This is a genomic window from Pseudarthrobacter lactosi (assembly GCF_055412785.1).
In genome coordinates, this window is record NZ_JBVAYS010000002.1 from 134,308 (window position 1) to 158,224 (window position 23,917).

At 65.2% G+C, this 23,917-nt stretch carries 19 protein-coding genes and 1 pseudogene; 10 read left to right on the top strand and 10 right to left on the bottom strand.

The window, feature by feature from the left end:
• Window positions 1-56 precede the first annotated feature (56 nt).
• Window positions 57-830, top strand: a complete 774-nt coding sequence (locus ACZY0Q_RS10530) for a response regulator transcription factor (protein WP_463916526.1) — start codon at window positions 57-59, stop codon at window positions 828-830.
• On the opposite strand, the gene ACZY0Q_RS10535 is transcribed toward ACZY0Q_RS10530, so the two are convergent.
• The 3 genes and pseudogenes from ACZY0Q_RS10535 to ACZY0Q_RS10545 form a co-directional block, all read right to left on the bottom strand.
• Window positions 803-1,213, bottom strand: a complete 411-nt coding sequence (locus ACZY0Q_RS10535; RefSeq protein WP_463916527.1) for an Hpt domain-containing protein — start codon at window positions 1,211-1,213, stop codon at window positions 803-805. The genes ACZY0Q_RS10530 and ACZY0Q_RS10535 overlap by 28 nt on opposite strands.
• A gap of 367 nt (window positions 1,214-1,580) precedes the next feature.
• A pseudogene (locus ACZY0Q_RS10540) lies at window positions 1,581-2,000 on the bottom strand (very short patch repair endonuclease); the annotation flags it as partial.
• A 19-nt stretch (window positions 2,001-2,019) separates the two neighbouring features.
• Window positions 2,020-2,454, bottom strand: coding sequence for a pyridoxamine 5'-phosphate oxidase family protein (locus tag ACZY0Q_RS10545; RefSeq protein WP_463916529.1), 435 nt, complete (start codon window positions 2,452-2,454; stop codon window positions 2,020-2,022).
• Window positions 2,455-2,715: 261 nt separating this feature from the next.
• On the opposite strand from ACZY0Q_RS10545, the gene ACZY0Q_RS10550 reads away from it, so the two are divergent.
• From ACZY0Q_RS10550 to ACZY0Q_RS10560, 3 genes are all read left to right on the top strand, one after another.
• Window positions 2,716-3,336 carry a DUF6318 family protein gene (locus ACZY0Q_RS10550; protein WP_463916530.1) on the top strand — a complete coding sequence of 207 codons (621 nt, stop codon included), beginning with the start codon at window positions 2,716-2,718 and terminating at the stop codon, window positions 3,334-3,336.
• Window positions 3,337-3,653: 317 nt separating this feature from the next.
• Window positions 3,654-4,262: a hypothetical protein gene (locus ACZY0Q_RS10555; protein WP_463916532.1), complete on the top strand. Its 609-nt coding sequence runs from the start codon at window positions 3,654-3,656 to the stop codon at window positions 4,260-4,262.
• 149 nt (window positions 4,263-4,411) lie between these two features.
• Entirely contained in the window at window positions 4,412-5,482 is a 1,071-nt protein-coding gene (locus ACZY0Q_RS10560; RefSeq protein ID WP_463916535.1) for an alkene reductase, read from the top strand.
• A 216-nt stretch (window positions 5,483-5,698) separates the two neighbouring features.
• Here the strand turns inward: ACZY0Q_RS10560 and ACZY0Q_RS10565 are convergent, their stop codons facing one another.
• Entirely contained in the window at window positions 5,699-5,995 is a 297-nt protein-coding gene (locus ACZY0Q_RS10565) for a hypothetical protein (protein ID WP_104062760.1), read from the bottom strand.
• Between the two features lie 136 nt (window positions 5,996-6,131).
• Here ACZY0Q_RS10565 and ACZY0Q_RS10570 point away from each other — a divergent pair, with 136 nt between their 5' ends.
• Window positions 6,132-8,714, top strand: a complete 2,583-nt coding sequence (locus ACZY0Q_RS10570) for a Tex family protein (RefSeq protein ID WP_463916538.1) — start codon at window positions 6,132-6,134, stop codon at window positions 8,712-8,714.
• 46 nt (window positions 8,715-8,760) lie between these two features.
• Here ACZY0Q_RS10570 and ACZY0Q_RS10575 read toward each other — a convergent pair whose 3' ends face one another.
• From ACZY0Q_RS10575 to ACZY0Q_RS10585, 3 genes are all read right to left on the bottom strand, one after another.
• Entirely contained in the window at window positions 8,761-10,293 is a 1,533-nt protein-coding gene (locus ACZY0Q_RS10575; RefSeq protein WP_463916539.1) for an HNH endonuclease signature motif containing protein, read from the bottom strand.
• 194 nt (window positions 10,294-10,487) lie between these two features.
• Window positions 10,488-11,348 carry an SDR family oxidoreductase gene (locus tag ACZY0Q_RS10580; protein WP_463916542.1) on the bottom strand — a complete coding sequence of 287 codons (861 nt, stop codon included), beginning with the start codon at window positions 11,346-11,348 and terminating at the stop codon, window positions 10,488-10,490.
• 4 nt (window positions 11,349-11,352) lie between these two features.
• Window positions 11,353-12,267: an MSMEG_6728 family protein gene (locus ACZY0Q_RS10585; RefSeq protein ID WP_463916543.1), complete on the bottom strand. Its 915-nt coding sequence runs from the start codon at window positions 12,265-12,267 to the stop codon at window positions 11,353-11,355.
• Window positions 12,268-12,456: 189 nt separating this feature from the next.
• Here ACZY0Q_RS10585 and ACZY0Q_RS10590 point away from each other — a divergent pair, with 189 nt between their 5' ends.
• Window positions 12,457-13,056: a hypothetical protein gene (locus tag ACZY0Q_RS10590; protein WP_463916545.1), complete on the top strand. Its 600-nt coding sequence runs from the start codon at window positions 12,457-12,459 to the stop codon at window positions 13,054-13,056.
• A 196-nt stretch (window positions 13,057-13,252) separates the two neighbouring features.
• On the opposite strand, the gene ACZY0Q_RS10595 is transcribed toward ACZY0Q_RS10590, so the two are convergent.
• The gene (locus tag ACZY0Q_RS10595) at window positions 13,253-13,927 is read right to left on the bottom strand and encodes a transglycosylase family protein (protein ID WP_463916546.1); all 675 of its coding nucleotides are present in this window, start codon (window positions 13,925-13,927) and stop codon (window positions 13,253-13,255) included.
• Between the two features lie 217 nt (window positions 13,928-14,144).
• On the bottom strand, window positions 14,145-16,715 hold the full coding sequence (locus ACZY0Q_RS10600) for an excinuclease ABC subunit UvrA (RefSeq protein WP_463916548.1): 2,571 nt from the start codon (window positions 16,713-16,715) through the stop codon (window positions 14,145-14,147).
• Between the two features lie 48 nt (window positions 16,716-16,763).
• Here ACZY0Q_RS10600 and ACZY0Q_RS10605 point away from each other — a divergent pair, with 48 nt between their 5' ends.
• The 4 genes from ACZY0Q_RS10605 (at window position 16,764) to ACZY0Q_RS10620 (ending at window position 20,049) form a co-directional block, all read left to right on the top strand.
• On the top strand, window positions 16,764-17,912 hold the full coding sequence (locus tag ACZY0Q_RS10605) for an adenosine deaminase (protein WP_463916550.1): 1,149 nt from the start codon (window positions 16,764-16,766) through the stop codon (window positions 17,910-17,912).
• A gap of 240 nt (window positions 17,913-18,152) precedes the next feature.
• Window positions 18,153-19,058: a pullulanase X25 domain-containing protein gene (locus tag ACZY0Q_RS10610; protein ID WP_463916552.1), complete on the top strand. Its 906-nt coding sequence runs from the start codon at window positions 18,153-18,155 to the stop codon at window positions 19,056-19,058.
• Window positions 19,059-19,219: 161 nt separating this feature from the next.
• A complete protein-coding gene (locus ACZY0Q_RS10615) occupies window positions 19,220-19,765 on the top strand; it encodes a YceI family protein (protein ID WP_463916555.1) in 546 nt (181 codons plus the stop codon).
• Window positions 19,766-19,770: 5 nt separating this feature from the next.
• Window positions 19,771-20,049, top strand: a complete 279-nt coding sequence (locus ACZY0Q_RS10620) for an acylphosphatase (protein ID WP_463916557.1) — start codon at window positions 19,771-19,773, stop codon at window positions 20,047-20,049.
• Here ACZY0Q_RS10620 and ACZY0Q_RS10625 read toward each other — a convergent pair.
• Window positions 20,036-23,770: a TM0106 family RecB-like putative nuclease gene (locus tag ACZY0Q_RS10625; protein WP_463916559.1), complete on the bottom strand. Its 3,735-nt coding sequence runs from the start codon at window positions 23,768-23,770 to the stop codon at window positions 20,036-20,038. The two genes, ACZY0Q_RS10620 and ACZY0Q_RS10625, sit on opposite strands and share 14 nt — an antisense overlap.
• Window positions 23,771-23,917 lie beyond the last annotated feature (147 nt).

The following is a 23,917-nucleotide window of genomic DNA, read 5'->3' on the forward strand; positions in this document are numbered from 1 at the left end:
GGATATCGGCAGCAGGCTATACTTCTCACGTTGTCAAGCTGGTTGAGGGGACTGGTATGAGTGAAGCACGAGTTGGCCTGGTCATCGAAGATGACCAGGATATCCGGGAATTGGTACGCGCGGTCCTGACGCAAGCGGGTTTTGACGTCACCGTGGCGGGCAGCGGCTCCGAAGGGGTCAAGGCTGCCAGAATCTTGAATCCAGACGTGATAACGCTTGATTTGGGACTGCCGGATATCGACGGATTCGAGGTCTCCCGCCAGATCCGCGAGTTTTCGGATGCCTACATCGTGATGCTCACGGCCCGGGCTGAAGAACTGGATACTTTGATCGGCCTCGAGTCCGGGGCTGACGACTACCTCACCAAGCCCTTTCGCCCACGCGAACTCCGCGCGCGGATCGCGGCGATGATGCGCCGCCCCCGGGCGCTTCCGGACGCGGGGGAGAACGCTGCTCCCGTGTCTGATCGCCCTGCCGACGTCGGCACCGGCAGCGGAAACGGTCATTACAGCCACAATGGATTGGATCTGAGTTACGCCTCACGGTCTGTCGCTGTGGACGGCCAGGAGCTCAACCTGACGCGGACGGAGTTCGAACTCCTCTTTGCACTGCTGGAGGCAGGCCGGACTGTCCGGACCAAATCGGATTTGGTGCGTCGGCTCCGGGACGAGGATTACGACGTCGGAAGTTACATCAGCGAAGCGGATGAGCGTTCGGTGGAGGTCCACATGGGCAACCTCCGGAAGAAGCTCGGTGATTCACCGCAGCAACCGCGCTGGCTGCAGACGGTCCGCGGCGTGGGTTACCGGTTGGCGCCTGAGGAACGCTGAGCCTGCAGACGGTGCAGGGTCTGGCGGCAGCACTGGTTGATCGGCCGGAGGTAGTTGACGGCCAGTTGCGGCAGTGCAACGGATGGTTCCGCGCGGGGTGACTCTTCGCGGATGGAACGTTCGAGGTCCATGGCCAGCCCCGCCAGCCGTTCGGCGCCCACCATCTGGCTCGATGTCTTGAGGCTCAGGATCGCATCTACCGCCCCGTCCAGGTCTCCGGTGGTCAGGGCGAGCCGCAGTTTGCCGATCCGCAAAGGCAGGCAGTCGATGAAGTTTCCCACAAAGACGCTGCAATAGCCCTCGTCTTCGTCGAGTTCGACGCGTAGCCGGTCAAGAACGGAGGGATCGACCAGTGGGCGCCCTGCGTCGTCAGATGGAGCCATTTCCGTCCCTTCCGCTCTCGTCTGCCGTCCGGGTAGGGGGCTGTGACTTGGGTTTGTGTCCACTTTCAGAGTAAATCTGTTCCCTGGAGATACAGCCGTTCGGGACAAGGACTGCGGGATTCCTGAGGAGACTGCGGGTTTTTCATAGGAGTTCATCTTTGCTGGCGCCGATCAATTCGGGAGGCGGCAAAGGCTCAAGATTGACTCAACTTCCGGCTGGGGTTGGCTACCTGCCGTGAGTTTGCGTGCTGTGGGTATGCCGGGCCCTTTTTTGCAGGGTGCCTGCTTGTCGTGTGCCTGCTTGTCGCATGCCTGCTTGTCGTATGCCTGCTTGCAGGGCGTCAGCTTGCCGGGCGCCGGTTTGCCGCGCGCCGAGGAAATCCACGAGGTGGGCTTCTAGGGCGGAGCCGTCCTTCAGCTCGCACTCCCATACGGTGAGCACCTCCCAGCCGGCGGCCATCAACTGCTGGCGCTGGTCGGCGTCGCGGTTTTTCGTGCGGGTGCGCTTGGCCTCCCAGAAGGCGGCGTTCGCTTTGGGCGCGTGCCGGCCTACCCGGCAGTCGTGGAAGTGCCAGAAGCAGCCGTTGATGAAGATGACCTTTCGCCGGCCCGCGAATACAAGGTCCGGGCGGCCGGGCAGTCGGCTTTGGCCAGCACTGCCGTGCAAGCGGTAGCGGTAACCCTTGGCATGGAGGAGGCGGCGCACCAGCAGCTCCGGCTTGGTGTTCTTGCCCCGGATGCGGGACATGTTCCAGCTGCGCTGCTCGGGAGTGAGCCTGTCCGCCATGGTTCCAGTCCAGGAGCTCCTAGATTTCGCGCTCCGGCTGGTCGCCCAGCTCGAAATGGCGGCCGCTGACGGACGTGGGCACGATCTCCACGTAGAAATCCTTCAGTGTCGGCACCCAGGATTTCAGGCCCAGCTCTTCGACGGCGGCGAGTTCTGTTGAGTTGGACAGGACGCGCGCCGTACCGCGGAGGACTACTGACCAGGCCTCGTCCGAGAGGATCCCGTCCGTTTCAAGCAGCACCCTGGAGTTGATGGTGAGCTGTGCCAGCTTGTTGCCCGGAGCGGTGCGGAGGTAGATTTTCCGGTCCGAGGTCAGGTAGTTGACGGGAAAAATATCCGGTTCGCCGGCAACGGAGACCACCAGCCGGCCGTGCTGTGTTGCTTCCAGGAGTTGCCAGGACTGCTCGTCGTCGAGCTCCAGAATGGGATTGCCGTCTGCGTGGGTAAACATCATGCAGCCTATTCTTCTACGTTCGGTAGAAGAATTCTAGGTATTCGGCGGGAAATTCTGGGAGCGAGGGCGACTGCCCGTGTGACTTTTTATTGGTCCTTGGCGGTGGTACAACCGAAGGCGGGTGGCTGTGGATAACTTTCATCGCTCAAATGTGTACTGGGCTACCCTTAAGGTCATTGTTCGGAGCGAAACGTCTTGAATCTATCGGGGGATTAGCTGCCCATGACATCGCACATTACTTCCACGTCTAGGCGTTCGCGCATGCACTTTGTTGCTGCTGTTGCCGCGTCTGCTTTGCTCTTGACCGGATGCAACTCGGGTGGCGATCCCAATAGTGGTGGTACATCGTCCGCGTCTCCGACGGCGAGCTCGACGGCCAGCCCCAGCCCAACCCCGACGGCGACCGCTGCTTATGTGCCGGCTTCGGCTAGCGGCCGGGCTCAGAATGTGCCGGTGCCGGTACTGCCGGAGGTCGCGAAGACGGAGACGAAAGAGGGGCTGGAGGCGTTCGCCTTGTATTGGTACTCGACCTTGAGCTATGCCTACGAGACCGGCGATACCAAGCCGCTGGAGGCGGCCTCGGGGCCGGACTGCGGTGCCTGCGCAAATGTAAAAACCGAGGTCACGGAGTGGCACGCGGATGGGCGCTGGATGGCAGGCGGGACGATGCATGTGGAGGGCGTTCACTCGGACTTTGTCGAGACCAGCCCAGCAGAATATCAAGCCGTCGTCCAGGTGTACCAAGATACGATCGACTATTACCTTGCGGATGCCACGCTCAAGGGAAGTTTGCCGAGAAAGCCAGCTATTGGTGACATCGTCATTGCCCATTTCGATGGAAGTGGATGGAAAGCCCACACTGTCGAACATTTGGTGAAATAGTGGCTGGCCATGCTTCAACAGCGCAGAGGCTGCTTGCGGCGATGGCTTGCACGCTTCTGTTGCTGTTGCCCGGGCCAATGGCCACGTCAGACTCCGCCGAGTCACCGGCCATTGGAACTGGATGGGATGGCAATGGCGCTTCCGCCGTCGGTTGGTTTCAAGATCCTCAGACCAATGCGTGGACGTCGGTACCGGTGGGCTTACCCGAAGACCCGTTCAAGTATCGGTCCAAACACGTGTGCAGAACGGACCCAAACCTCGACGGATCCAACTGTGCGGGACCTGATGTTGAGTGCACAGCTGGAGATAATGGCCGCGTGGTGAACTGGTACAGATCCCTGAAAGCGCTAAACACTTATACCTTTTTCGCGGGACCGACCTGCGTCTACGACGAAAAACCTGTCGATGTCCTGGAACAAATAGCCGCCCAGATCCAACGGCAGTTTGAGAGCCTGCCCGTCAGCGCCGGAACAGCGGTCGCTCAGCCCAGCCCGCATACACTCCGCGGTGCTGAGACCAACTTCTACGCCGACGCGTCAGAGCAACAGTTCGACGTGACGATGTTCGGGCAAAAGGTGCATGTCGTAGCAACGCCGGTTCAATACACCTGGAAATACGGCGACGGTGCCGTCTTCGGCCCACAGCCTTCCATGGGCGGGCCGCTGCCGCAGGACCGCTGGGGTGAAAAGACACGGACGAGCCACGTCTACGCGGACACGGGCGATTTTCAGGTCGTCCTCACAACGTCCTTCCAGGGCACGTACTCCGTGAACAGCGGACCGCCGCTGCCCATACCGGGTCAAGGCCAGTTCAGCGCACCGCCGCGGACCATTAGCGTCTGGCGCTCCATCACACGGAACTACGCGGACGACTGCAACGAGAACCCGCAGGGTCAAGGTTGCCCCGGCGTCGTGCCGCCCCGCTAGAAAGCATCGGACGTCGCGATGACGGCAGGCAACGCCTGAAATCCAGCCAGGCCACCCAAGTCGAGAGTGATCCGCGCCTCCATCGGAATACTTGCACGCGCCGCGCAGTTGGGCACAGCAGTACCAACTCATCTCGAAAGGAACTGCGCATGCTGTTTTCCCCCTTAACTCTTGGCGAGCTTGAACTGCCCAACCGCCTGGTCATGGCGCCCCTGACCCGCCTCCGTTCAGGCGAGGACGGTGTTCCGGGTCCCCTGGTCGTGGAGCACTACCGGCAGCGCGCATCCCTGGGACTCATCGTCAGCGAAGGCACATACCCGAGCCCCGCAGGACGCTCCTACCCGGGCCAGCCCGGTCTTGTTACCGCGGAACAGATTGCTGCCTGGAAGAAGGTCACGGACGCAGTACACGCTGAAGGCGGCCGGATATTCGCCCAGATCATGCACGGCGGACGGGTATCCCATGCGGACATCACCGGCGGTCACACCATCGTGGGTCCGAGTGCCGTGGCCATCGAGGGTGAGGTCCGCACGCCGTCCGGCAAGCAGCCATACCCCGTCCCGCACGCACTGACCACCGACGAGTTGCCCGTTGTGATGCAGGAAATCGTCACCGGCTCGGTCAACGCCATTGAAGCGGGATTCGACGGCGTGGAGCTGCACTCGGCCAACGGGTACCTTCTCCACGAATTCCTGGCCCCGAACTCAAATGTCCGCGACGACAGCTATGGCGGTTCGCCGGAAAAGCGAGCCCGCTTTGTAATTGAAACGGTCAACGCCGTGGTGGCCGCTGTGGGTGCGAACCGCGTGGGTATCCGCATCTCGCCTGAGCACAGCGTCCAGGGCATCGTCGAAACGGATGCGGCCGATGTCCGCGCCACGTATGAGGTGCTGGTGGACAGTATTGCGCCGCTCAACCTCGCCTATGCCAGCATCCTGCACCACGAGCCGACCAGTGAGCTCGTCCAGGATCTCCGGGTGCGCTTCAACGGCACATTCCTGGTGAACTCCGGCTTCGGCACCATCACCACCCGTGAGGAAGCAACCGCGCTGGTGGCCGACGGTCACGCCGACGCCGTGGTGGTGGGGCGCCCCGCCATTGCCAACCCGGACCTCGCGCGTCGCTGGAAGGAAAGCCTTCCGCTGAACGAACCGGACGCGTCCACGTTCTACGGAGAGGGCTCCGTGGGCTACACGGATTACCCCGCGTATTCGGCTTAGCGGTCAATTCCCGCCTTGACCAGAGCTTAACGACGACGGCGGCACCCGGCTTGGGTGCCGCCGTCGTTGGCTGCTCGGTGTGCTGTCCCGGCAGCCCGCGCCAATTAGCCATCCGACGGCTGTTTTGGCTCATTTTCAACGTTGGCCCGCCCAGATTCATAAGCGCTGAGCGGTATCTCCAGAATACTCCAGCGAATGGATTATTGAAAGGAAAAACTACAGGTATGCCTCCCGGCCCGTCCCTTCGCGCATCACCAGCTTGTCATCCTGAATGGAGACGAGCAGGCTTTTGGGCTTTCCGCTGACTTTGGTAATGGCTTTCAGGCCCCGGTTGGTGACTTCCACACCCACCTGCGCCCCTTTCGCGGGCAGCTCCACCGACGCTTCGTAGGCTTCCCCCAGCAGCGGGTTGGTGGACACCCCCATATCGCGGCGGACCTCCTTGCCGTTGACCATAACGGTGATGTTGGCCTCGTCGAATCCTTCCTGAAAGACGATGAGCAGTTCCCGCATGGTGGCCTCTTCCTCGAAGTGAATGCCTGTGACGGCATATCAACTACAGCACTTCGTGGCCCGGAGCGGAATACCCCGACAGGCTGCCCGGCTGGCGTCGCTGGAGACCATCAGGCCCGTAGGGCAAAATGTTTAGGTGACCCAACTGCCGCACGTCCCGTCCACCCCAAAGTCTGCCTCAACTCCGGACAGCGCCATCCATGTCCAGATCGCCGCCGAGCTTGGCGTGAAGACCTGGCAGGTCAAGGCTGGAGTGGACCTGCTCGACGGCGGGTCCACCGTCCCGTTCATCGCCCGGTACCGCAAGGAAGCCACCGGCACGCTGGATGACACGCAGCTGCGCGAGCTCGACGAGCGCCTGCGCTACCTCCGCGAACTCGACGACCGCCGTCGGGTCGTCCTCGAAGCGATTGCCGCGCAGGGGCAGCTGACCCCTGAACTGCAGGAAGCGATCCTTGCCGCGGACACCAAGTCCCGGTTGGAGGACATCTATCTTCCGTTCAAGTCCAAGCGCCGCACCAAGGCCCAGATTGCCCGTGAAGCCGGTTTGGAGCCGCTCGCCGATGCACTGCTGAAGCGGCCCGACCTGGATCCGGAACGCGAGGCTGCCAGGTACCTAAACGCCGAACACTCCATTGATGACGCGGCCGCAGCGCTCGCCGGCGCCCGTTCGATCCTGGTCGAGCGGGTTGCGCAGGATCCGGACCTCGCCGCAACCCTGCGCGAGCGGCTGTGGACGCAGGGGCGGATGGTGTCGCGGGTCAAGAAGGGCAAGGAGTCCGACGGGCAGAAATTCGCCGACTACTTTGAGTTCGCCCAGGCGCCCACCGGGATGCCCTCGCACCGCGTGCTTGCGCTGCTCCGCGGTGAGAAGGATGGCGTCCTGGAGCTGGATCTCGCCGAGGCGGATCCGAACGACGACGACGCCCTGGCAGCCGCGCGTTCCCGCTACGAATCCGCCGTGGCCAGATGCCTCGGGGTCGCCGACCGCGGCCGGCCTGCCGACGCGTGGCTGATCCAGACCGCGCAGCTTGCCTGGCGCTCGCGGGTGCTGGCCCGGCTGACCGCAGACCTCCGTGGGCGTTTGTTCACTGCCGCCGAAGACGAAGCTGTCCGGGTGTTCGCCGCGAACCTGCGCGACGTACTCCTGGCCGCACCCGCCGGAAACCGTGCCACGCTCGGGCTGGACCCGGGCCTGCGGACCGGCGTGAAAGTGGCCGTCGTCGACGGGACGGGCAAGGTGGTGGCCACCGACACCGTCTACCCGCACGCGCCGGCCCGGAAGTGGGACGAGGCGCTCGCAACCCTGGTGCGGCTTGCCCAGAAGCACAAGGTAGAGCTGGTGGCCATCGGCAACGGCACAGCGTCCCGGGAAACGGACAAGCTTGCCGCGGAACTCATCAAGCTACTGCCGGCCGCGGAGGCGAAACCGCAGAAATTGGTGGTTTCCGAGGCCGGAGCGTCCGTGTACTCCGCCTCGGCGCTGGCCTCGGCGGAGCTACCGGGCATGGACGTTTCCCTGCGCGGAGCCGTCTCCATCGCGCGGCGGCTCCAGGACCCGCTGGCAGAACTCGTGAAGATCGATCCCAAGTCCATCGGCGTGGGGCAGTACCAGCACGACGTCACCGCAGCGAAGCTGGACCGCAGCCTGGACGCGGTGGTCGAGGACTGCGTGAACGCTGTGGGCGTTGACGTGAACACGGCGTCGCCCGCGCTGTTGAGCCGGGTGGCCGGCGTCGGGCCGTTGCTGAGCGAGAACATTGTGGCGTACCGGAACGAACACGGGCCATTTGCCAAGCGCATAGAACTAAAGAAGGTGCCCCGCCTGGGTGCGAAGGCGTTTGAACAGTGCGCTGGCTTCCTGAGGATCACCGGCGGAGCAGAACCTTTGGACGCATCGAGCGTGCACCCCGAGGCGTATCCGATTGCCCGGAAAATCCTGGTGGCCGCGGGCTCCGCGCCGGCCTCATCCCTGGATCCCCGCGCTTTCGTTGACGGTACCTTTGGTTTGCCCACGGTCCAGGACATCTTGGCGGAGCTGGACAAGCCGGGCCGGGATCCACGGCCTGCCTTTGCAGCGGCGACGTTCTCGGAAGGCATCGAGAAGATCTCCGATCTCAAGCCAGGCATGGTGCTGGAGGGGACTGTCACCAATGTGGCCGCGTTCGGTGCGTTCGTGGACGTAGGAGTGCACCAGGACGGCCTGGTTCACGTGTCTGCGCTGGCCAACCGCTTTGTCTCAGATCCCCGCGAGGTAGTGAAGTCCGGGCAGGTTGTCCGCGTGAAGGTGCTGGAGGCCGATCCGGAGCGGAAACGGATTTCGCTCACGCTAAGGCTCGACGACGAGCCGACGCCTTCCGGTGGGCGGGCGACGGGCCCGCGTTCGGAAAGTCAGCGTTCGGAAAGTCAGCGTTCGGAGGGTACTCGTTCGGCGGCCGGGCGACCGGAAGCCGCGCGTTCGGAAAAAGGCCGTCCTGAAAACGGTCGGGCAGCTGGGGGACGTCCGGCAAATCCGCCGCGTGACGCCAGCGGGCGCGACCAGGGTGGGCGTGACTCAAATGGGCAGCGCCGATCTGGGGCGCCGAGCCCGGGGAACAAGAACGTATCGTCTTCGAAGCCCGATCCGAAGACTTCGGGAGGCCGTTTGCAGGCGCCGAATCCGGCGCCTGCAAACACTGCGATGGCCGAGGCGCTCCGTAGGGCTGGGCTCGGCAAATAGCCGCGTTCAGTCCAGACATGCCAGCGGTAGGAAGCCACAGTCCAGCTCACGGTGGACTCTGTGTGGGGATCGCCGGGCCGGGATGTTCGGCAATGTTGGTGGCCCCAATGTTGGCTATTTGTTCGGCTATTGCCTGTAGGCCATCTGGCCAGGTTGGTGGTTCCCAGTCAGGGTGTTCGCTGGAGTATTGCCGTCCGGTGGGTGAGATCCAGCCGGGTGGTTTGTTCTTGGTGGCTGCAGTGGGTTTCCAAGCTGTGGTGTGCCTGAGTCTGTGGTGTTTGTGGCAGGGCTGGCCGAGGTTGCTGATTCCGGTGGTGCCGCCGTGGGCCCAGGCAAGGAGGTGGTCGGCTTCGTTGTCGAGGGAGTGGTTGCTGCAGCCCGGAAACGGGCATTTCCCGTCGCGCAGCCGGAGCCATTGGCGTTGGGCTTTCGTGACCCGGTAGCTGCTCCGCCCAATCTCCAACGCAGCACCATCACGCGGGTCGATCAGGACGCGGTGGAACGATTCGGCGCCGCCGGCGACGAGCTGCCGGGCCATGGACGGCGGAATCGGCCCGTACCCGTCAAGCATGGCCGGTTCATCGGTCAGACCCATCAGCGCGAACACCGGCACGGTCACGAGAACTTGCGCCCGCGGCGACGGAACCCCCTCGCCCACAACCGTGCCCGTTGCGCCGCTGCCTCCGGTCACGCCAGCAGGCGCGCCGGGCACTTCAACGGTTCCGCCGGCCACACCATCTTTTGCGCCGCCTGCGGTGTTGTTGGTCAGCAGCCAGTTGGCGACGGTGTCGGCGCGGAGCTGGGTGAGGTTCCTGTCCTCGTCCGGTCCTTGGAGGGCGCGGGCTGCGGCGGTGGTGCGGTTCCAGATCCCGGCTGCGGTGTCGGCGGGGAGGTAGGCAGAGAGCCAGGCCATGCCGTCGCGGTCCGGGGTGTACTCCACCCGCCGATCCTGGACACCGCGTGCGTGGCGTTTTTCGATGCTGACCGGGTGGTGCCGTTCCCGCCAGGTCCGGGCTTTGTGCCGGAACCTCCCGGGGATGAGTTCACCGGCCAAACCACCCCTCGCCGCGTTCACCGCGTCGGGGTCCAGGAAATGTGCTTCCAGCGCGTGCGCCCCGGCGGGGTCCAGGTTGGTGGTTTCGTCGACCATGATCCTCGCGTGCTGCCACGAAATCGTCCCGGCCTGCAGCGCCGAGAACGTCAGCGGCAGGGCCGTGGTCAGGATGTGGGCTTCGGCGAGCAGGGCACCGGCACTGCGTTCGCTGACGGTCATGGCGCAGGCGACCTCGGCGACCACGGCCATCTCCTGGCCCCGGTGGTCCTGCGGGGACTCAGCCGGGCCCGCGAGAGCCTCGGCAGCGGCGCTGTAACCGGCAGCCAGCCAGACTTTCAGGGCGGCACTTTTCGCGTCCAGTCGTGAGATCTCGGCCAGCCCGTCCAGGAATCCATCCGCCGCCGGCCGCAGCGGATCAGCGCCCCCGCGACCGGGGGAATCGGACCCGCCACGGAGCCGTACAGCCAGCTCAGCGAAGGACACCGAAAGGGCCTCCGCCGTCACCACAGCCGCTCTGCTATCCATACCTAAATCATCCCGCGAGGGTCTGACAAAAACGCCGAGGAGGAACGCCTATGTGCATAACTCCACAAAGCAAGCGGTGAGGGTCGCAAGTGTTCGTTCGCGCGGGGTCTTCGGTAGTGGAAGGGCGGAAGGTGTTCGTTGGCGCCGCGTCGTCGGTGGGGAAGGGGACTTAGGCGCCCGTTCGCGCCCGGAGGCTAAGGGTGGCGGACTCCGGTGCGTGCCAGAACCGCCCGGTAACCTTCCTTGAACGTCGGGTAGGTGAACTCGAGCCCGGTCGTGCGGAGTAGGGCATTGCTGCAGCGTTTGTTGCCACCGCGTGCCTCGCCGGCCGGACCTACTGGCGGTTCCGGATAGCCCATTTCGGCGGCCAGGAACCGCAGTACATCACCAAGTTCAGCGGGAGAGTTGTCCACTCCGACATATACCGGCGCAGGCATAGCTTCCATGGTCGCCAACATAACGATTGCCGCGGCCGCATCGTCCCGGTGGATCCGGTTGGTGAAACGCGGCTCGTCGGGAACCACGGCAGCACCGCTGCGGACCTGATCAATCAACCGGGTCCTGCCCGGACCGTAGATCCCGCCAAGGCGCAGCACAACGGGCGAAGTACCAGTGCCGCGCAACCGCGAAACCAGGAGTTCCTCCGCCTCAAGGAGGATGCGCCCCGAGAAACCGCCAGGTTCCGCCGTCGTACTCTCATCAACCCAGCCGCCGCCGGCGTCCCCGTAGACAGCGGTGGAGGACACAAAAAGCACGCGCCGCGGCGTCACGCCGTCGCGCTCCAGGGCGTCCAGGACGTGCGCCAGCCCGTCCACATAGGCGGCCCGGTAGGCGGCTTCGGACGGCGAATCCGCCGCAACGGCCACGACGACGGCGGTGGTGTCCGCCGGGACAGCAGGCAGATCCGTGGAGCCCAGGTCCGCCGCCACGCCTTCAATCGCCGATGGCAGTTTTTCGGGCGTGCGGCGCCAGCCCACCACACGGTGTCCGGCCGCGGCGAAGCGCAGGCCCGCTTCAGTGCCCAGATCGCCGCAGCCGGCCAGAAGGATAGTCACGGACTTAGGGAGCGGGAACCGGGAAGAACACCCGGGGGTCCTGCAGGAGTGCGGGGTAGTCGAAGGCGGACCGGTCGATTACCTCGGTGACGCTGAAGGTGCGGCCGAACCGGCCGTCGTCGAGCGTGATGGGACGGCCCAGCACCTGCCCCACAGCGAACTTGGTGCCGTCCTCAAATGAAACGGCAACGGTGGTCTTGCCGGGGAGGGTGGCGAATGCTTCCTCCTGCGCCTGGCGCTTGCGGGTGGGCTTCTTCACGAGCTGCTTGGGCGGCAGCTTGCGCGGCTGCTTGGACGGGCGGCGGGAGCCGTCGTCGACGTACACGGGGGAGTAACCATCCTCAGGAGCAGTGGGTGCAACAGCGCCGGCGCGGCGGATCGGAGGCAGTGCCACGGTATCCAGCGTCTGCGGATCGATTTCCGTGTGCGGGTCGCGAAGGATCCACAGGATGTCACCCTCGGGCTCCGCCGGGTAGAACTCGTGCTTGGGCTCAGGCCAAATGAAGTCCAGGTCCAAATCGGCGTCAGCGAACACCGTCTTGTAGAACTTCGGTTCCTTGCGGAGCAGCTTCGCGCGGTGGCTCAAGTGGAAATCAGGATTTCCGAGCCACTCCGGCAGCGGGATCTTGGCCGCGTAGTCCGGGTGCGCAGCCTGGGGCGCGAACTCGGTGATGTTGGCGCGCGTGTTGTCTTCATGGCCGCGGTTGGTCCATTCGTCCACCATCGCCAGGCCGTACATGGTGAGCGCCGGAACGTGGCCCATCCACATGCGGACGGCGGGGTGGTCCAGCCAGCCGTACTCGGGAATCACCAGAGCCCGGAGGGTCTGCAGCGCCTCGACACGCTGCTTGCCGAGCCTGGCGGTGTCCAGTGCTTCGGCGCTCTGCCGGAAATCGGGATACGGAAGGAAGGTTTGCATCCCTTCAGTCTGACGGCATGCGGCGGATGTGCCAATTGCAGTGCCCGGCGCCACACGCGCGGGGTCCGCTGGCGGGTCCCTCAACGACAACGGCGCAGCAAAATAGTTCACATAGTGGACCGATGCATACAGTGGGTACCGCTAGCCACTAAGATCACCGAAACGCCCCACCGTCCCGGAAGCCCCCTCATGACAATTTCACCTGAAGTGACCGCCGGTTCAACGCAGCTGTTTGTGCCCAAATTCGGACAGATGCTTGATCCGGAGGCCAAGGGCATCCTGGTCCTTGATGAATTCACCCTCGACCCGGCCGCGGCCCGGACCGAGCAGCACGGTTTTCGTGCGGCGATGGCCTCCGTGGCACTGACCCTGCGCCGGATCGTCGCGCTGCGGATCGTTATCGCGCTCGTCGCCATCGGCAACCTGCCTCTGTTCCTGATGTCCAGCGGCTGGTGGATCTACGCCGTTTCCCTCGCGTTGGTGATCGGTGTGCATCTGGCCGTCTCCTGGCTCAACAAGCACGAGCCCAAGGTGCGCCAGCGCCAGATGCTGGAACTTCACCTGCACCGCGAAAAGAGCGCCAACTACCGCAAGGTCCGCGACGCCGTGAAGTACATGATCGACACCCCCAGCCGCATGAACGAGCACCTCTACCTCGAACTGCTGGCGGCCAAGCGCGTGGCATTGAACCTCGCCCACGGCACGGTGGCCCTGCTGGACACCACCGACGACGCCGCGTGGAAGGTTCGCATCATCCGCGAGATTCCGGCCGCCAAGGCAGCAGCCTAAGCGAGCAAAACCGCGGGCGGGCAGGAAGGTCAGGAGCCTGCCAGTCATTCAGAACACAAACGGACGACGCCGGAGCTCCCCAATGAGGGGCACTCCGGCGTCGTTGTTTCCCGGGGTTGTTGCTGCCGGGTTTTGTTGTTTCCGCAGGCCGTCAATCTTGGGGAAAGGGGCGGCTCACACGGAAAGTTTTTGAAGCTTAGGCCGGAAGCTGGAGGACCTGCCCGGAGAACACGAGGTCCGGGTTGGTAATGGTGTCCAGGTTGGCGTCCGCCAGGTTCTGCCAGCCGCCCTCAACGCCAAGCTTGTCGGCGACGATGCTCAGGGTGTCGCCGGGCTCAAGCGTGTAGGTCTCGCCACTCAGTTCCACGGGCGCGGCGTGCTGCGGAGCCGTCACGGCATCCGTCGCGGCCGGCACGGCTGGTGCCTGCACCACCGGTGCCTGGACCGGCACGCTCTCCACAGGGGCCTGGACTGGCACGCTCTGGACTGGCACGCTCTGGGGAGTCACCGCCGTCGTACCCCCTCCGCCGCTCAGGCCAAGCTCCGCGGCGCAGGACGGCCAGGCTCCCCAGCCCTGCGAGGCCTGGACCTGTTCGGCCACGGCGATCTGCTGCTCGCGGCTGGCGTCGGCCGCGGAACCGGTGCCGCCGTAGGCAGCCCAGGTTGTGGCGCTGAACTGCAGGCCGCCCGAGTAGCCATTGCCGGTATTTGTGGCCCAGTTTCCGCCGCTTTCACACTGCGCCAGTGAGTCCCAGGTTGCGCCGTCGGTGGCCGCGTTTGCTGCGGTGACAGAGAGGGCAAGGCCGGCTGCGGAAATGGCGGCGACGGCTACTCCACGGCGTGCGGCAGTACGAATGGTGTTGTTGTTCATGGTGTGATGCTCCTGAAGGCCACCAGCGCTCGGTCCGTCCCCGGAGGTTATTGCGCCACTGCCCGCCCCTGACGATATAGAGGTCAATTTTCGGTGTCTGCCGGCCGGGCAGTTCTGGTGGAGGCAGCACCGGGCATTCAAGTCGCCCGAAGAACGGGCTTGCATTTCACGCTAGGACATCGCCGGCCCGTTATCAAACCGAGATGATTTCTGGTGGTCAGCTGGTGACCGGGGGAAGCGCGGCTGCCAGGTAGGGAGCGGTGCGGCTGGCTGTGGAACTCGCGACGTGGGCGGCGGTTCCGGCGGCGACAATCCGGCCGCCTGCGTCCCCGCCGGACGGGCCCAGGTCAATGACCCAGTCCGCCGCCGCCACAACGGCCATTTCATGTTCCACCACCACCACGGTATTGCCGCTGTCCACCAGGCCGTGGAGCTGTGCCATCAGGAGTTCGACGTCGGCCGGGTGGAGCCCGGTGGTTGGCTCGTCCAGGAGGTAGAGGGTATGTCCGCGCTGGGCACGCTGCAGTTCGGTGGCCAGCTTGATGCGCTGGGCCTCGCCGCCGGAAAGCTCCGTGGCGGGCTGGCCCAGGCGGAGGTAGCCCAGGCCCACATCCCCGAGGCTTTTCAGGCTGCGGGCCGCGGCGGGAATGTCGGCCAGGAACGCGGTGGCCGCATCCACCGTCATGCGCAGCACTTCCGCCACGTTCTTGTTCCGGTACGTCACCTCCAAGGTTTCGGGGTTGTAGCGGGACCCGTCGCACTCAGGGCACGGCCCGTAGCTGCCTGGGAGGAAGAGCAGTTCAACCGCCACAAAGCCTTCGCCCAGGCAGGTTTCGCAGCGGCCGCCGGCCACATTGAAGGAGAACCGTCCGGCGCCGAACCCGCGTGCCCTGGCCTGCTCTGTGGCCGCGAATTCCTTGCGTACCGCGTCGAACAGGCCCGTGTACGTGGCGAGGTTGGAGCGGGGGGTTCGGCCGATGGGTTTCTGGTCCACCGTGACCAGCCTGTCGATCCGTTCCGCGCCGCTGACCGGTCCCACAGACAACGCGGTGGCCGGACCCGCATCATCAGGTTCGGACAGCTGCGGAGCCTGATGGTTCTTGAGCCCGGATCCCACAACTTCGCCGAGGACGTGCGTCACCAAGGTGGACTTGCCGGAGCCGGACACCCCCGTGACCGCCGTCAGAACGCCCAGGGGGAACTGTGCATCCAGGTCCTTGAGGTTGTGCCTGCTGATCCCCGCGAGCTCCAGCCAGCCGTCCGGCTCCCGGACCTGGGCGGCACGAGCGGTGCTGCCCGCACGAGGTGCGGTGCCGCCCTCGGACGCCCCGCCGTCGTGGAACAGGAAGGGCCGGGTGACCGACGCTTGGATGGCCGCGAGCCCGGCAACCGGGCCGCTGTAAAGCACCTCGCCGCCGCCTTCTCCGGCGCGGGGACCCACGTCCACCAGCCAGTCAGCCCGGCGGACCACGTCCATGTTGTGCTCCACCACGAACACCGAGTTGCCGGAAGCCTTGAGCTGGTCCAGGACCGCCAGGAGCGGTTCGGCGTCGGCCGGATGCAGGCCGGCGGACGGTTCGTCGAGCACATAGATCACGCCGAACAGTCCCGACCTGAGCTGGGTGGCGATCCGGAGCCGCTGCATCTCGCCGGGGGAGAGCGTGGGGGTGGCGCGGCCCAACGAAAGATAGCCGAGGCCCAGTTCCAGGAGCACGGTGATGCGCTGCAGGAGGTCGGCCGTGATGGCCACGGCCACCTCGTTTTCCTCGCCGGAGGACTGCCGGCGTGACGCGGTACCGGCTTGTTTGAGCCCGGCGGTGGGGCGGATGATTTCTGCGAGCTCGGCCATCGGTGTGGCGTTGAGGTCGGAGATGTTGCGGCCGCCGAAGGAGACCGCGAGTGCTTCGGGCCGGAGCCCGGTGCCGCCGCAGCGCGGACACGGGCCGGACTCCATAAATGCCAGGACACGCTCGCGCATGGCGGCGCTCTGGGAGTCCGCCAGAGTGTGCAGGACGTAGCTTTTGGCGCTCCAGAAGCGGCCCTTGTACGGCTTGGCCACGCGGTCCCGCTCGGGCGTGACCTCCACGACGGGCTGCTCGTCCGTGAACAGGATCCAGTCGCGCTGCTTCCTGGGCAGCTTCCGCCAGGGTACGTCCACGTCGTAGCCCAGGTGGCTGAGGATGTCGCGGAGGTTCTTGCCCTGCCAGGCGCCCGGCCATGCCGCGATGGCACCTTCCCGGATGGTCAGAGTGGGGTCCGGGACCAGGGATTCCTCGCTGACGGTGTGCGCCACCCCCAGCCCGTGGCATTCGGGGCAGGCGCCGGCCGCTGTGTTCGGTGAAAACGCGTCGGAGTCCAGCTGCTCAGCGCCGGCCGGGTAAGTGCCCGCCCGCGAAAACAGCATGCGGAGCGAATTGGAGAGCGTGGTTACCGTGCCAACGGTGGAGCGGCTGCTGGGTGCGCCGCGGCGCTGTTGAAGCGCGACGGCGGGTGGCAGCCCGGAGATCATCTCCACCTTGGGATTGTGGCCCTGCTGGATGAGGCGGCGTGCGTACGGCGCCACGGATTCGAAGTAGCGGCGCTGGGCTTCGGCGTAGATGGTGCCGAACGCGAGGGAGGACTTTCCTGAGCCGGAGACTCCTGTGAAAGCCACGATGGAGTCGCGGGGCACATCCACGTCCACGTTCCGCAGGTTGTTCTCCCGCGCGCCCCTGACGCGGACAAAGCCGTCCGCCAGATGGCCTGGAGTGGGAAGGGAAAGATCGTCAGCCTGTTTAGGGTTCCGCATCAATCCGACTCTAGCCGCGAACCGGCCGGCGGGCGATATCCTGACCCGATGGACAACAACCGGGACAATGCCGCCGATCCGCTGCCACAGACGGGACTACCAGCCACGGAAGTGACGGAACTTCCAGTGACGGAACTTCCAGGGACGGAAGTGCCCGACACGGAACTACCAAGCGCAGAACCTTCGGAGACGGATCTGCTCCAGACCGAAGAGGATGCGAGACTCCTCCCTGTCGCGGAGCTGCATCTGCACATTGAGGGCACGTTGCAACCGGAACTGATCCTCGAACTGGCCGAGCGCAACGGCATTACCCTTCCGTACTCCGGCCTGGAGGAGCTTCAGGGCCTGTACGAGTTCACTGACCTTCAGTCCTTCCTGAACCTGTACTACGCCAACATGGCGGTGCTGCAGACTGAACAGGATTTCGCCGACATGACGCGCGCTTACCTGGCCCGCGCCGCCGCCGCCGGGGTCCGGCATGCAGAGATCATGATGGACCCGCAGGCCCACGTGTCGCGCGGTGTCAGCCTCGAAACCTGCGTCAATGGGGTGGCGTCGGCCCTGGCCACCTCGCAGGAGGACTTCGGCATGTCCACCCTGCTGATCGCCGCATTCCTGCGGGACCTGTCCGAGGAATCCGCGCTGGAAGTCCTGGACGCACTGCTGGCCATGAACGCCCCCATCGCGGCCATCGGCCTAGATTCCGCCGAGGTGGGCAACCCGCCGGCCAAGTTCGAGCGGCTGTTCGCCAAAGCCCGCGAAGCGGGCCTGCGGCTGACTGCCCACGCAGGCGAGGAGGGGCCGCCGTCGTACATCATCGACGCGTTGGACATCCTCGGAGTGGAACGCATTGATCACGGCATCCGCTGCATGGAGGACACGGATCTGGTGGAGCGGCTGGTTGCGGACCGGATTCCGCTGACTGTCTGCCCGCTCTCGAACGTCCGGCTGCGTGCCGTGGACACCCTGGCGGACCATCCGTTGCCAGCCATGCTTGCCGCCGGGCTCAATGTCTCCGTGAACTCGGATGATCCGGCCTACTTCGGTGGGTACGTGGACGACAACTTCTCTCAGCTGAAGGCCGTTTTTGATCTTTCGGATTTCGACAGGGCACGGCTCGCGGCCAATTCCATCCATTCGTCGTTCGCCTCCGAGGAGCGCAAAGCCGAACTTTTGGACGAGCTGAACGGCGGCTAGCTCCGCGCGCGCCTGCTCGCTACACTGGTGCGCGAGCGCGTCCGGGAAGTGTCCGGCGATACCGGGACTTTGCGCTCCAGGGTTGAGTAAACAGCCCCCTAGCCGAGACTCCTGCCTCACTTGTGCTGTAATTCGCGTCATAGTCGGTCACGACACGCAGAGTTAACCTATTCAAGTCGCGCGATTTAACAGGGTCTTGGCAGGATGCCTAGTGACAGATCGCATTATGCAAGGGGAAAAATGGCTAAGTCCATCGCAGATAACACCGACCTCCGGCTCAAGACCGTGCTGCACGTCCTGACCGAAGGTGTCTGGTCCGGCCGTTCACTCAACGCCGGCGAGGTTCTGGCGGAAGCCACCGCCCGCGTGCCGTTCAGTGATCACGAGGCCACGCTGCTCAGCGGCGGCATCCCGCGCGGACACAAGACGCTCACATCCGCCACGGCCAAATTGGTGAAAGCCGGCTGGCTGGTCAAGGGCCGTTCCGGCTGGAGCATCACCGATGACGGCATGCGCGCCACGGTGGCCTTCCCCGATGCGGGTTCGTTCGCCACAGCGCTCGACGCCGGCACTCCGGTTCCTGCCGACGTCGCCATTCCGCCGGCACCCGCACCGGCACCCGCGCCGGCAGCCAAGGCGGCTCCCGCCAAAAAGGCTCCGGCGAAGCGGACTCCCGCCAAGAAGGCCGCCGACGCCGTCGGGAAGGCCGCGAAGGCAATCGAAGACGCCATCGAGGACGTAGTGGAGCCCGTGGTTAAAGCCGTCCGCTCACGCAAGGCAGCACCCAAAACTGCAACTAAGGCTGCGCCCAAGGCAAAGGCGGAGGCGCCTGCTGTGGAGACTTTCCCGCAGCCTGAGGCCGTAGCGGTAGCCGGCGACTTCAACACCATCCTGGGCGCGCCGGAAAACTGGGCCCCGCAGTACGACGAAGCCCAGCTGACGCTCGATGCCTTGGACCAGCTGTGGAAGATCAGTGCCGAGCTGCCCGCCGGCTCTTACACCTTCAAGATCGCCCTGAACCGTTCGTGGGACGAGAACTACGGCGCGTTCGGCACGTTCGATGGCCCCAACCACGAACTGCACCACGACGGCGGCACGGTCACCATCCGCTACGACCACCGAACGCGGGACATCACCATCAACTGACTGTTCGGCGCAGCCGTGGCCAGCTGATTTTCGTCCAGATCATGGCATCTGCAGGGCGGATGCAGGGTCAGTATCTGGACAAAAACTCCGGAGTGAAGCAGTGTGGAAACCGGTCGTCTTGGCCGGTTTCCACACCACTGTTTCCACAAAGGAGATGCAAAGTGACCCTTCCTTCAGGCCTTACATCGGGCGTCTGGACCCTGGACATGTCGCACAGCGAGATTGGTTTCACTGTCCGGCACGCGGGCATCAGCAAGGTCCGCGGACGTTTCACGGACGCCTCGGCCGAAGCCCGCGTTGGCGCATCCCTGGCCGACGCTTCGCTTCACGCCACGGTCAAGACGGCCAGCTTCGATTCCGGCGACGCCAACCGCGACGGACACGTGAAGGGGGCGGACTTCTTCGATGTGGAGCAGTACCCCGAGATGACGTTCCGGGCCACCGCGGTGGAGGGCGACGGTGAGGACTACACGCTCACGGGCGATCTCACCATCCGCGGGATCACCAAGCCGGTGGAGCTGGAGGTCGAGTTCACCGGGGTAGCCGTGGACCCGTTTGGTGCCACCCGCGCAGGATTTTCCGCGGAGTGCGAGATCAGCCGCAAGGAGTTCGGCCTGACCTGGAACGCTGCCCTGGAAGCCGGCGGCCTGCTGGTGAGCGACAAAGTCAAGATCAACGTCGAAGCTGCGCTGGTCAAGCAGTCCTGACTGCTGTGAACAGCGATATCCGGCTCTCTGCCCGCGTCTTTGGCGTGGTGCAGGGTGTCGGGTTCCGTTTTTGGACGATGGGTAAGGCCGACGAACTGGCGCTCAAGGGCGTGGTGAGGAACCTCGACGACGGCTCGGTGTCCATCGTGGCCGAAGGGCCGGAGCAGCAGGTCCACAAGCTTCTGGACTGGCTGAGGTCGGAGAATGCCCCCGGCCGGGTGGAACGGGTGGATGAGTCCATCTCCGCTGCCGACGGATCGTTCCGGGACTTCAGGGCCCGGTGACGCCAGGGCTGTGGATACCCGCGCTGAGGCCGATGAAAGCGCCAAGTTCCTCGAGCGCCGCCGGTTTGGCGGGCATGTAGTTCGTGAGTTCGGGGGAGCGGATGATGACCGCCCGCCACTGGCCCCGTGACGCCGCGACGTTGATCCGGTTCCGGTTCAACAGGAATTCGGCCCCGCGGGGAGCTTCGGCAACCGCGGAGCAGGCCATGGACACCAGGACTACCGGCGCCTCCTGGCCCTGGAACTTGTCCACTGTGCCCACGCGGACGCCAGGCAGGCCGGCGTCGTGCAGGGCCTGCTTGATCAGCTGGACCTGGGCGTTGTACGCGGCTACCACCAGAATGTCTTCCGGGTTAAGGGGCCTGGCCGGCTTGTCGTCGCCGGGCAGCCATTTCAACCCGATGTGCCGCTGGGCCTGACGGACCACCTCGGCAGCTTCCTCTGCCGAGGACTTGGCGTTCCCGCTGTGGTCCACAAAGACTGTCTCCACACCGGCCGGCAGTTCCGCGAGGCTGCGGAGGGATGCCGCCGGCGCGGCTTCCAGCTTTCCGTCGTAGCTGAGGACAGACACGGCCCGGCACAGGTCCGGGTGCATGCGCCAGCTGTCCGCCAGGAAATAGCCCAGCTCGCCGGGGAGGGTGGCGTGCCCGGCAGCAAGCCAGCCCAAGGCGGACTCGTCCACGGGCTCAGGGTGCGAGCCCTGCGTGACCTGCGGCAGCTGCTGCGGGTCACCGAGGAGCAGGAGGCGCTTGGCGGCGCGGGCCACGGCCAGCGTGTTGGCCAGTGAGAACTGACCGGCCTCGTCAATGACCAACAGGTCCAGGGATCCTGCCGGGACGGACTTGCCCGTCATGGTCCAGGCGGTGCCGCCCACCAGGCAGCCGTCGGGGGAGGCGATCAGGGCTGCGACGTCGTCGTCGGACGTGCGGTGCCACAGCACGGGATGCGGGGCGGCCAGCTTCTTCGCCACCCGCGCCGGATCCACTCCCGCGGTTTCGATGGCGGTGCACAGCATGTTCTCCACCACGGCGTGGGACTGCCCCACCACGCCGATCTTCCAGCCCTGCTCCACCAGCCGGGCAATGACGTGCGAGCCGACGTAGGTCTTGCCCGTCCCGGGCGGGCCTTGCACGGCGAGGTATGAATGATCGAGGTCAAGCAGCGTCGCGGTGATCGCCGTGACGTAGTCCGCTGCACCGGTGGCGTCCTTGCCCACGGCAGCTGGACCTGACATCGACTGGAAGCGCGGCGGCACCTTGCGCAGGATATCGACGCCGGGGTGTTCCGGAAGCACGGGCACCGAGGCGCCGACACTCTGCGCCAGTTCGGCCAGGGCGGCTTCGATGCTGACGGTCTCAATGGGTTTGTCGGGCGTCAGAGCGCAGGGTGTTTGCTCATGGGCAGGAACCTTGGCTGACTCTTTTTCGGAGATCGTAATCAGTGTCTTACCCGGCGCGCCCGGCGCGTCCTCAATAGCAGAGATACTCGTTTTGAAGACTCCCGCTCTACTTATCGGTCTTCCGCGCGGATCCTCCAGGCCGTCTGGCAAGGGTGCCTCGTAGAGCCGGCACCATGTTCTCTCCGACTTGAACTCGGAGCCTTCACTCATGGTCCCGAGGAGCCGCACTGTCCTGGTGCGCATTCGTTCTCTCGGCTTACGAATCGACCAATCTGTTAGGACTTCAGCAGACTCCACCACAAACACGTTGCGGTCCTCAGACCAGTGGTCGATCTCGGACTCGGTACGGTCGAAGTGCTCCCACCAGAACTGCTTGCGCTCGCGGCGGTGGTACCCCGTGGCCGCGGCCACCATGGCGATGGCCCGTTCGTTGTTGGTCCACGGCCGGTTGTCCGGGAGGCCGGCCAGGTAATCCTGCAGGCGGCGCTCCTCGGGGGTTGGCTCGGGTTCCGGAAGGGGAAGCGGGGCCGCAACAGCGGACGACGACGGCGCCGGCTGCACGCCGCCGTCGAACGTTCCGGGGCCCGCCGCGCTTGAGGCGGGCGCCCCGCGGAGACCCAGCAGCCAGTCGCGCAGGCGGAGGGTGGAGAGGCAGTCGTACTCGTTGTAGTCGGAGATGGAGGCCAGGATGTGTGCGGCGCTGGCGGCGTCGCCGTCGTCCCGGGCGGCGCAGTAACCGGCATACGCCACCACGGAGGCTCCGGCGTCCTTGACGTCCCCGGAGCGGAGGTTGCTGCCCATGTACAGGGGCTCAAGCTTCTTGATGGAGTAGGACGGCTCGGAGATCCGCAGAGAATGCCGGGCGGTGGCGTAAAGGTCCACGAGGACCCCTTCGCGGAGCCAGTTGTCCACGGTGTCCTCGCCGGCGAGGTGCGTGACGGACAGGTTCCGGAGCGCCGATTTTTCGTAGGCGGCGTAGTGGTAGACGTGCATGTCCGGGTACCTGGAGCGGCGCTCCTCCACATAGGCGAGGAAGTCCAGGAAGGCCTGCCGTTCCTCGTTACGCGAATGCGCCCAGAAGGGCCGAAACACGGGCTTGCCCGCCGAGAGCGCCGCGTCACCGTCAAATACCGCGTCACCGTCAGATACAGGCGCCTCGATCACGCCGAACAGATACTCCAGCCCCCACTTGCTGGTGGCGGGGTCCTGCCAGAGGGGATCTCCCTCGAAGTCGAAGAAGATGTCGCCGGGACTGGGCTGCGGAATCTCTGCCAGGGCGTTCTCCGGCAGCACCTTGAACGTGACGGTATGCTCCTCGCCGTCCTTGGCGAAAGTGCGCGAACCGTCCGGAACGTCCCGGCCCAGCTGCATCCTGGCCTGGTCGCGGAGCCGGGCCACCGAGCCGGTGGCCCTGCCCAGCGGGAGATCGGCCCGTGCGTCGATGGTGGTGACGCCGTCGGCGATGAGTTTCTTCCGCCGCAGCGTGGTCATACCGCCCACCATCAGGAGGTCGCGGTGGGACTGGACCTGCTCGGCGCAGTAGTTGCACCGCCCGCAGGACGCGACGCCGGGCTGTTGCCATTGCACCGCCGAACCGGCCTCGCGGTGCTGTTCGGTAAGGGTGCGGAAGCGGTCGCGGCGCTCGCGGAAGACCGGCAGCAGGTCCGGCAGGGAGTGGTGGCTGCGGACGTAATCGCCGTCCACCACGGCGCCCAGCACCAGAGTGACCCGGGGCGACGGTTCCAGGCCCATGCCGATGAGCTGGTCGCCGTACGCGGCCAGCTGCAGAAGCGCGCCCACTTTGGCGTGCCGGGCCAGCTTGGTGTCCCACACCTCGTAACGGCCCGGGTCTCCCGTGCCCGCGGCCTCGTTGACAATGAAGTCCGCATAGCCCAGGAATTCGCCGTCGAAGAAGGTGGCCTGGAAGACGACGTCGGCCCCGGCACGGAGCGCAAGTTCCGTTTCAGCGTGCTTGGCCAGCAGTTCGCTGCGCGTGTTCTCCCCGCGCTCGATCGAGTACACGCCGGCGCCGCGGCCGGCGTCCCACTCGCCATACTGCGCGATCAGGCCGGCCAGGACCTTGGCCTCGTGCTTGTCACCGAGGGCCCCGGCACGGCGTTGCATGTCGTCGTCGGGAAACTGCGCTTTGGGGGACCGGCCTAGTTTCTCATCCAGGACGCGGAGCGTGCGGTACTCACATTCGCTGGCGGCCACAAGGTCGCTGGCGGAAAATACCAGTTCCTGAGGCGCGCCGGGGCCGGAATCAGCGCTGCGCCGATCAGCACGCCCGGGATCACCACTGGCTGGATCGAGCAGAAACACGGGGCCTCCCCATTGACGTGCCTAGTGACGTGCCTGGCCGGAGGACGGTTCCCCTGGCCATGATTCGAACCTATCAACAGGCACTGACAATGCAACGCGAGGTCACTTGTTGCCCTTCCGCGGCGTCTCGAGGGGCAATATGTGACC

Excerpts from the sequence above, each read along its gene's own strand:
- ACZY0Q_RS10530 (WP_463916526.1), top strand. The coding sequence starts at position 57 with ATGAGTGAAGCACGAGTTGGCCTGGTCATCGAAGATGACCAGGATATC.
- ACZY0Q_RS10535 (WP_463916527.1), bottom strand. The coding sequence starts at position 1,213 with ATGGCTCCATCTGACGACGCAGGGCGCCCACTGGTCGATCCCTCCGTT.
- ACZY0Q_RS10545 (WP_463916529.1), bottom strand. The coding sequence starts at position 2,454 with ATGATGTTTACCCACGCAGACGGCAATCCCATTCTGGAGCTCGACGAC.
- ACZY0Q_RS10550 (WP_463916530.1), top strand. The coding sequence starts at position 2,716 with ATGCACTTTGTTGCTGCTGTTGCCGCGTCTGCTTTGCTCTTGACCGGA.
- ACZY0Q_RS10560 (WP_463916535.1), top strand. The coding sequence starts at position 4,412 with ATGCTGTTTTCCCCCTTAACTCTTGGCGAGCTTGAACTGCCCAACCGC.
- ACZY0Q_RS10565 (WP_104062760.1), bottom strand. The coding sequence starts at position 5,995 with ATGCGGGAACTGCTCATCGTCTTTCAGGAAGGATTCGACGAGGCCAAC.
- ACZY0Q_RS10575 (WP_463916539.1), bottom strand. The coding sequence starts at position 10,293 with ATGGATAGCAGAGCGGCTGTGGTGACGGCGGAGGCCCTTTCGGTGTCC.
- ACZY0Q_RS10585 (WP_463916543.1), bottom strand. The coding sequence starts at position 12,267 with ATGCAAACCTTCCTTCCGTATCCCGATTTCCGGCAGAGCGCCGAAGCA.
- ACZY0Q_RS10590 (WP_463916545.1), top strand. The coding sequence starts at position 12,457 with ATGACAATTTCACCTGAAGTGACCGCCGGTTCAACGCAGCTGTTTGTG.
- ACZY0Q_RS10595 (WP_463916546.1), bottom strand. The coding sequence starts at position 13,927 with ATGAACAACAACACCATTCGTACTGCCGCACGCCGTGGAGTAGCCGTC.
- ACZY0Q_RS10600 (WP_463916548.1), bottom strand. The coding sequence starts at position 16,715 with ATGCGGAACCCTAAACAGGCTGACGATCTTTCCCTTCCCACTCCAGGC.
- ACZY0Q_RS10605 (WP_463916550.1), top strand. The coding sequence starts at position 16,764 with ATGGACAACAACCGGGACAATGCCGCCGATCCGCTGCCACAGACGGGA.
- ACZY0Q_RS10610 (WP_463916552.1), top strand. The coding sequence starts at position 18,153 with ATGGCTAAGTCCATCGCAGATAACACCGACCTCCGGCTCAAGACCGTG.